Here is a 7,353-nt window from a genome sequence, read left to right as displayed (position 1 = left end):
GGGTATACTTTCCTCGAAACTTGCTCACAATTTCTCCGTCCCTTCCCCAGTATTCTACTTGGGGACCCAAGTCCGGGAAAAAACGGGCGGCTCAGTCTGATTTGGCCCCGGGGTGACGGTTTGATGTGGCTCCACCTGGGCCGATCCGGTCGGTCTGTTGTGACGGTTTGATTTGGCCCCATCTCGACACGCCGGGCTTGTTGTGACGGTTTGATGTGGCCCCAGTTGACGGTGAAACCCGACCGATGTCGGTGTTGCATTCGTTGAGAGGGGCTCGGGATGGAGTCGAGGGTGGAGTTGTTTGCTGCGATCCGCCGGGATGCACGCGTGGAGGAGTTGTCGATCCGGGAGTTGGCGGATCGGCATCGTGTGCACCGCCGGACAGTGCGGCAGGCGTTGGCGTCGGCGTTGCCGCCACCGCGGAAGACCCCGGTGCGGGTGTCCCGCCGGCTCGAGGAGCACAAGTCGGTCATCGACGGGTGGCTCAAAGATGATCTAGACGCCCCTCGTAAGCAGCGGCATACCGCCCGGCGGGTGCTGGCCCGGTTGGTCGATGAGCAAGCAGCCGTTGATGTTTCGTACTCCACCGTCCGGGATTACCTGGCCCGGCGCCGCCCGGAGATCGCCGCCGAGGCCGGCCGCGGACTGGAGCAGGGGTTCGTGCCGCAAACCCATGAACCCGGCGGCGAGGCCGAAGTCGACTTCGCCGACCTGTGGATCATCCTGCGCGGGGTGAAGACGAAAACGTTCCTGTTCACCCTGCGGATGTCCTACTCCGGCAAGTCGGTGCACCGGGCGTTCATCACCCAAGCCCAGGAAGCGTTCCTGGAAGGTCACGTCGCCGCGTTCACCGAGCTGGGCGGCACCCCGATCGACAAGATCCGCTACGACAACCTCAAGGCCGCCGTCTCGAGGGTGCTGTTCGGGCGGGGCCGGGAGGAATCGGCCCGCTGGACCGCGTTCAAGTCCCACTTCGGCTTCGATGCGTTCTACTGCCACCCCGGAGTGGAAGGGGCTCATGAGAAGGGCGGGGTGGAGGGTGAAGGCGGTCGGTTCCGCCGCAACCACTGCGTACCGATGCTCAAGGTCGACTCGTTGGAGCAGCTCAACGACCTGTTGATCGCCGCCGATGCCAAGGATGATCACCGCCGCATCGAAAACCGCGCTCAGAGTGTCGGGCATGACTTTGCCTTCGAGCGGGAAACGTTGCGGCCGTTGCCGTTCGAGGTGTTCCCGACGTGGTTGTCGCTGACTCCGCGGGTCGACCGGTATGCCCGGGTCACGGTGCGTCAGCGGCACTACTCGGTGCCGGCGCGGCTGATCGGCCGGCGGGTGCGGGTGCATCTGGGTGCGGCGTCGGTGGTGATCTTTGACGGCCGCACCGAAGTGGCCCGCCACGAACGGCTCATCGGCACCGGCGGGCAGTCCTTGCAGCTGGATCACTACCTGGAGATCCTGCAACGCAAACCCGGCGCCCTGCCCGGTGCGACCGCCCTGGTCCAAGCACGGGCCGCGAAAGTGTTCACCCCGGCCCACGATGCGTTCTGGGCCGCCGCCCGCAAAACCGGCGGTGACAGCGCCGGCACCCGCGCGTTGATCGAGGTGCTGCTGCTGCACCGGCATCTCGCCGCGGTCGATGTGATCGCCGGGATCACCGCCGCCCAGGCTGTCGGGTCGATCAACCCCGACATCGTCGCAGTCGAAGCCCGCAAGGCCGCACAACTACGAGGCGCCAACCCCGGCGCCGAACAACCGAAACGGAGCAGTGATGACGTGGTGCACCTGACCGAACGCCGACCCACGAGCTTGCCAGGTGACAACCGGCCACTGCCGACCGTCGACCAGTACGACACGCTGCTTCAACGCCGGGCGGGGTCGGCGTGAACGCCCGCCGCGGCGTCACCGAAGAGGCCGCGGTCGCGGCGATCGACTCGGCATGCCGGCTACTGCGACTACCGACGATCCGAGCCCGGTTCGCCGACATTGCTGCCGACTCCCAGCGAGAACAACTGTCCTACTTGGGTTTTTTGGCTGAGTTGGTGATGGTGGAGTGCGAGGACCGGGACAAACGCGCCTCCGCCCGGCGGATCACCGCCGCCGGGTTCCCCCGCACCAAGATCCTCGCGGACTTCGACTTCACCGCGAACCCGGCGATCCCCGCCGCCGTGATCAACCAGTTGGCCACCGGAGCGTGGGTCAAGGCCGGGCAACCGCTTTGCCTGATCGGCGACTCCGGGACCGGCAAATCCCACCTGTTGATCGCGTTGGGCACCGCCGCCGCCCAGCAGGGCTACCGCGTCAGATACACACTCACCTCGAAGCTGGTCAACGAGTTGGTGGAAGCCGCTGATGACAAACAACTCTCCAAGACGATCGCCCGCTACGGGCGGGTGGATCTGCTCTGCCTGGACGAGCTGGGATTTTTGGAGCTGGACCGCAAAGGCGCCGAGCTGCTGTTCCAGGTGTTGACCGAACGGGAAGAAAAATCGGCCGTGGCGATCGCCTCCAACGAGGCGTTCTCCGGGTGGACGAAGACGTTCACCGACCCCCGGCTCTGCGCCGCCATCGTCGACCGCCTCACCTTCAACGGCCAGATCATCGAAACCGGCACCACCAGCTACCGACTCGAGCATTCGCGCGCCGCCAGGAGCTCACAGTAGACCGGCTTCGTGTCAGCGGCTGGTATCTCCGGGATTTGCGTCCAGGAAGACACTCTCGTTCGCGATTTCCTCAGCGATCTGCTGAATGCTTTCCGCCGTCAAACGATCCCACCCAAGGGTGAGCACAGCGTCGGCCTGAGTGCGATCCAGGCCAAGGAGTAAGCGGACCGCCGCATTTGCTTCTGCTCGATCCGCTGAGACGCTTACAGCCGCGAGAACCTCGTCATGCCGAACCAACGCCGAATAGATCCCCCTCAGCAACGTCAAGCGCAACACCCGGCCTTGCGCCACAGACTCATCTGTCATCCCGTGACCGTCTCACATCACCGCCCACGCCCAGGTGGCGCACCCCACCAGACCTTCACGACGCCGGAGGGGCCAGATCAAACCGTCAGACCGGGGCCAACTCGGGTTGACAGAACCACCGGCGGGTGACCGGGTCCGCACCGGCCAAGTTCAAAGAGCAGCCGACGGGTGAGAGCACCGATCGGCGCTCGAGGCTCCGACCACTGGGCCTCGTCGTCGTCGCCATACCCCTCCTCATTTTCGGTACGCCGACTGCATACCACGCGCTGCTTGTGCGTGGCACACGGATCGGGCGGTGTGCAGGGTCGCTCTTGCGGCCGGGAGATCACTCGGGCGGCAGTGGTGTGCCGCCGCCCGAGCCGGTGTCAGTAAGACAGGGGGATGGGCGAGGTCAGCATCTTGCGGGAGGGTCCGGGAGTTTGCCGGGCGGCGGTCACATGGCGGATGCGATCTCGGTGGCGATCTGCTCGGCGGCGCTGCGCTGTTGGTTCTGCGCGGTGCTGTGGTCGGGGGAGACCGGAACCGGCGTCGTCGGTCCATCGCCTCGGGGAACCGGGATGGATGCTGCCGGATCAGGGACGCCGGCTGGGGGCTGAGAATTCATGGGTCCACCGCGCAGAGGCAATGTTTCGGGATGCCGTCTTGGATGGTGAGCGATGCTCCTGGCTCCTGCGGCCTCGACGAGGTGGCCAGTACCAGCTCCAAGCAGGCTGTTTATCCAGCCCTTGGCAACGGTACGCGCGGGGTCGGTGGGTTCCGGATGGGGTAGGTGGCCGATGCGCACCTGGATCAGCTTCAAGAAGTGATCCGGTCGCGTCCACCGCGACGGTTCAGCGCCGACCAACGCTGTTGAACGAAGCAGGGCACCAGAGGAACCCGATTCGGTAGGCGATCGGAATTCCGGTAGTGCGACTGGGGGCTGGCGGCGTTATTGGTCGAGGTCGAACGCGACCAGCGGCAGTGTTGTGTTCTGCGCGTCGAGGGTGGTCTCGAGGAGGGGTTTGAGGGTGCGCCAGGCGCGGGGATGGCGTTGGCGTAGGCGGTGAGGGCCGATCCGCTCTGCTCGCCGGTGAGTGCGCGTGCGATCGCCGGCGCGGGGCGGCGACTGCCGAGGTAGACACGTACCTGCGGGTTGACCCGGATGTTGCGGAACCACTGGGCGCGGTCGCCGAAACCGGAGGCGACGATGTAGCTGCTTGGTCCGGGATGGGCGATGACCTCCAGGACGACGTATCGGCGTTCACCGGAAGTGCGCCCGATGTGCTCGAGCATCAGTAGCCGGGAGCCGAACAGGAACCCCAGCCGCGCCCGGTACAGCCAGATCGGGGCACGCACGAACCAACGGACCCGAAGCAGTGCCGCCGCTTGGGAGGCGATCGCGCGGCCGGCGCGGGATGCGTTGATGTGCGGCATGTTCGGCCTCGCTTCTTTCTTGCGCAGTGGGCGGTTCATCGTTGGTCCGATGGTGTGGCGAGCAAGCCGCCTTGGTAGACGGCGAGCACTTGCCGGCCCCAGCGGTGCAGCCCGGCGACCGAGAGTGGGTCCATACCGAGCACCTCGTGGAGCCGGTCGCGCAGCATGATGACGGCCAGATCGTTGGCGAGCAGGAATGCGGCGCGTGCCGACGGGTCACCGCCGTCGATAGCCGATCCAGCTTCGATCAGGTCGGCAAGTCCGGCCTGGCTCAGTGCGTGCAGCTGTGCAAATAGCGCCCTCGCTTCGGGACCGCCGTCGATCAGCAACCTGGCGAGGTAGGCGGGTATCGGTGAGCCCGTTGGTAGGTTCCGGGCGACCTGCGTGGCCAGACTTGGCAGTGCCTGAACGTCCAGCGGCGCGGTCCCCTCGGGTGCAGTCGCCTGCTCGAGCATGGTCTGGAACAGGCGCACCACATGCTCGCCGACCGCGGCTCGCAGACCGTCTTTGGACCCGTAGTGCCGCAGGATCAGGGAGGGAGAAACCCCTGACGCGGCGGCGATGTCGCGGACGGTGACGGCGTCTGCGTTGCGGGTGGCGAACAGACGCAGCGCCTCGTCGCGGATGATCGCCTTGGATGTTCGGTCCTCAATGTAGGGTGAACGCATGGCCACTATTGTAAACGCTTGTTCATCTGGAAGCCGAGCCTTGGGAACACCTTGCTCACATCGACGACTCGCTGCCTCACCGCCACGGATCACGAATTGTTCCGCAGCGGGGTCCCTGATCGGGCGACGCGGCGGTATCAGACCGGTCGTAGCAATGTCCGGAGCCTAGGCAGGGTTGGGGGCGGTGTCCGGAGATTGGACGTGCAGCAGCCGGAAGTCTTTTCGTCGGAGCATCCTCAGGACCCGGGACTTGAAGGGGCCGAACGCCCGCAACCCGTCAGCGGTCGGGTATGCCGATACCCCGTCGATCCGGTGCTCGATTCCCTTGACGATCACCACACAATTCCCGGCCGCCACGACATTGCGGTACCAGTCGACCTGTTCGCCATAGGTCAATTCGCAGATGAACCCGTTCGCGTCCCTGGCCAGAATCACCGGGGTCTCGTACTGGCGGCCCGATTTTCGGCCGACGTGGAGCACGAGTGAGAACGGCCCAACGCCGGCCCGAGCGGCCCGGGTGGTGAGGCGGTTCAGCGAATGCTTCAAAACCCAGAGGAACCGCGCCCGCACATTCGGCTTCATCGCCACCTCATAGAGTTCAGTAGTTCAATGTCGCTGAATCGTATCGACCGGGGGCGCCAACCCCTTTTGGGCGGCCTCACAGCTTCTGGGGTCGCGCGTGAGCTCAACCGGTCGCCCAATGAGCCTAGGCCCGGGGGGCGCGGTTTGACCCGAGCGCCCGGGCAGCCATGGTTCATCGGACCTCGCGCCGAGCTACTCGCGCACCTTGGCCGCCTACGCCTTCTGAGATGTTTGAGCAGCCTTCGATTGTGACTTGCCGGTTTACGCTTGGTTCCTGTCCCGACGTCCAGTCGGGGGCAGCCAGGATGTGCTGTCGTGCTGCCAGGGGACGAGTAAGGGTGCCGTCTCATCCATCGGGGTTTGCCGGCGTGAGGTAGTCGGCACGGGGGGAGTCGAGGTGCTGCGCCGGGTGATTCTGCGTCTTTGGATTCGATGGGTGTGAGTGTCCTCGCAGGGCGTACACGATCAGAGCGACGGAGACCAGGAGTAGCCCGACGATCGCGTTCTTCCAGCCCAGCGCAGGCAGTTGCGCGAGAGCCAGCATCGTCCCCAGTAGTGGAATGAGAATTCCGAACGGCAGTTTCATTCCCGGCTCAACCCAGTGCTTACGCGCCATCTGCAGCGCGGTGAGGTTCATCAGGACGAGGCCGACTATTCCGGCCACGCTGCAGTAGGCGACGATGTTCTGGATGCCTCCGGTGAGCATGAGAACCACGGCGACGGCGCCGGTGAGTAGGACGCTGGCGTAGGCGTGACCGCCTTTGCCGATGTGGCCCAGCCGGGCGGGGATGTCGCCGTTGCCGGCCATCCGGATGAGCAGCTCGCTGTTACCCAGAATCACGGCGTTGGCACCGGACAGGGTGGAGACGCAGGCGGCGATGGCGATGATGGCGCCACCCCATGGGCCGATGAGGATGTCCGCGGCCTGCGCCACCCCGGCAGATCCGAAAGTTTTCTGGCCGCTCATCAGCATGGCCACGGTGATCCCGATGTAGACGACCGCGACCAGCAGCAGGCTCACCAGGATGGCCAGTGGCACGGTGCGGCGAGGGTTTTTCACGACCCCCGCGACGTTGGTGACGACGCTGAACCCGAGGTAGGCGCTGAACAGCAGCCCGGTGGAGGTCAGGAGGGCTCCTATGCCGTGCGGGGCAAATGGGGTGAGGTGGCTCATGTTGAACGCCGCGAGGCCGAAGCCGATGAGGCTGACGAGGACGGTCAATTTGAAGACCACGAGGACGGTTTCTGCGCGGCCGACCAGATCGGTGGGTCCCAGATTCAGCAGGATCAGCAGGATCAGCGCCGCGAGGCCTAGCAGCAGGGGGTTCGCGCCCGCGAGGAAATATCGGAGGTAGGACCCGAATGCGACGAGCATGAAGGCTCCGCCGGCGATCGCCGAGACGTAGAAGGCCCACATGGTGACGAAACGCCATCGGGGGCCGAGCTGGTCGGCGATGGGGCCGTAGCCGGTCTCCCCGTCCTTGGCCCGGCTGGAGACCGCGGCGAAGGACAACGCGCTGAGCAGAACAGCGCCGGCGGCCAGGACGTAGGCGAGGATGCCGAGCGGGCCGGTGTCGTTGAGGATGATCCCCGACAGCGCAAAGACACCGCCGCCCACCATCGTCCCGACACACAGTGCAACGGCGGAGACCAGGCCGATCTGATGGTGGCCGGACGGCGCCCGGGCGCTCATGGCGCGGCCCCTGATGTACCCCGTCCCGACC

General features: G+C 65.6%; 7 protein-coding genes and 1 pseudogene. 2 read left to right on the top strand and 6 right to left on the bottom strand.

The window, feature by feature from the left end; all coding sequences use genetic code 11:
- Positions 1-279: 279 nt before the first annotated feature.
- Both istA and istB read left to right on the top strand, forming a co-directional pair.
- The gene (gene istA, locus ABIB25_RS27160; RefSeq protein ID WP_354531648.1) at positions 280-1,884 is read left to right on the top strand and encodes an IS21 family transposase; all 1,605 of its coding nucleotides are present in this window, start codon (positions 280-282) and stop codon (positions 1,882-1,884) included.
- A complete protein-coding gene (gene istB / locus ABIB25_RS27155; protein ID WP_354531647.1) occupies positions 1,881-2,660 on the top strand; it encodes an IS21-like element helper ATPase IstB in 780 nt (259 codons plus the stop codon). The genes istA and istB overlap by 4 nt, the downstream gene beginning before the upstream one ends.
- A 12-nt stretch (positions 2,661-2,672) precedes the next feature.
- On the opposite strand, the gene ABIB25_RS27150 is transcribed toward istB, so the two are convergent.
- The 6 genes and pseudogenes from ABIB25_RS27150 to ABIB25_RS27125 form a co-directional block, all read right to left on the bottom strand.
- Positions 2,673-2,966: a hypothetical protein gene (locus tag ABIB25_RS27150; protein ID WP_354531646.1), complete on the bottom strand. Its 294-nt coding sequence runs from the start codon at positions 2,964-2,966 to the stop codon at positions 2,673-2,675.
- A gap of 433 nt (positions 2,967-3,399) precedes the next feature.
- A complete protein-coding gene (locus tag ABIB25_RS27145; protein WP_354531645.1) occupies positions 3,400-3,570 on the bottom strand; it encodes a hypothetical protein in 171 nt (56 codons plus the stop codon).
- Between the two features lie 324 nt (positions 3,571-3,894).
- A pseudogene (locus tag ABIB25_RS27140) lies at positions 3,895-4,379 on the bottom strand (nitroreductase family deazaflavin-dependent oxidoreductase).
- A 35-nt stretch (positions 4,380-4,414) separates the two neighbouring features.
- Positions 4,415-5,047, bottom strand: a complete 633-nt coding sequence (locus ABIB25_RS27135; protein WP_354531644.1) for a TetR/AcrR family transcriptional regulator — start codon at positions 5,045-5,047, stop codon at positions 4,415-4,417.
- Positions 5,048-5,212: 165 nt separating this feature from the next.
- The gene (locus ABIB25_RS27130; RefSeq protein ID WP_354531643.1) at positions 5,213-5,629 is read right to left on the bottom strand and encodes a nitroreductase/quinone reductase family protein; all 417 of its coding nucleotides are present in this window, start codon (positions 5,627-5,629) and stop codon (positions 5,213-5,215) included.
- A gap of 346 nt (positions 5,630-5,975) precedes the next feature.
- Positions 5,976-7,322, bottom strand: coding sequence for an APC family permease (locus ABIB25_RS27125; RefSeq protein ID WP_354531642.1), 1,347 nt, complete (start codon positions 7,320-7,322; stop codon positions 5,976-5,978).
- Between the last annotated feature and the right edge of the window lie 31 nt (positions 7,323-7,353).

This window comes from Nakamurella sp. UYEF19, from assembly GCF_040546275.1.
In the GTDB taxonomy this organism is placed as follows: domain Bacteria; phylum Actinomycetota; class Actinomycetes; order Mycobacteriales; family Nakamurellaceae; genus Nakamurella.
Note: the sequence above shows the minus strand (reverse complement) of the source record. Positions and strands in the feature narration are given on the sequence as shown.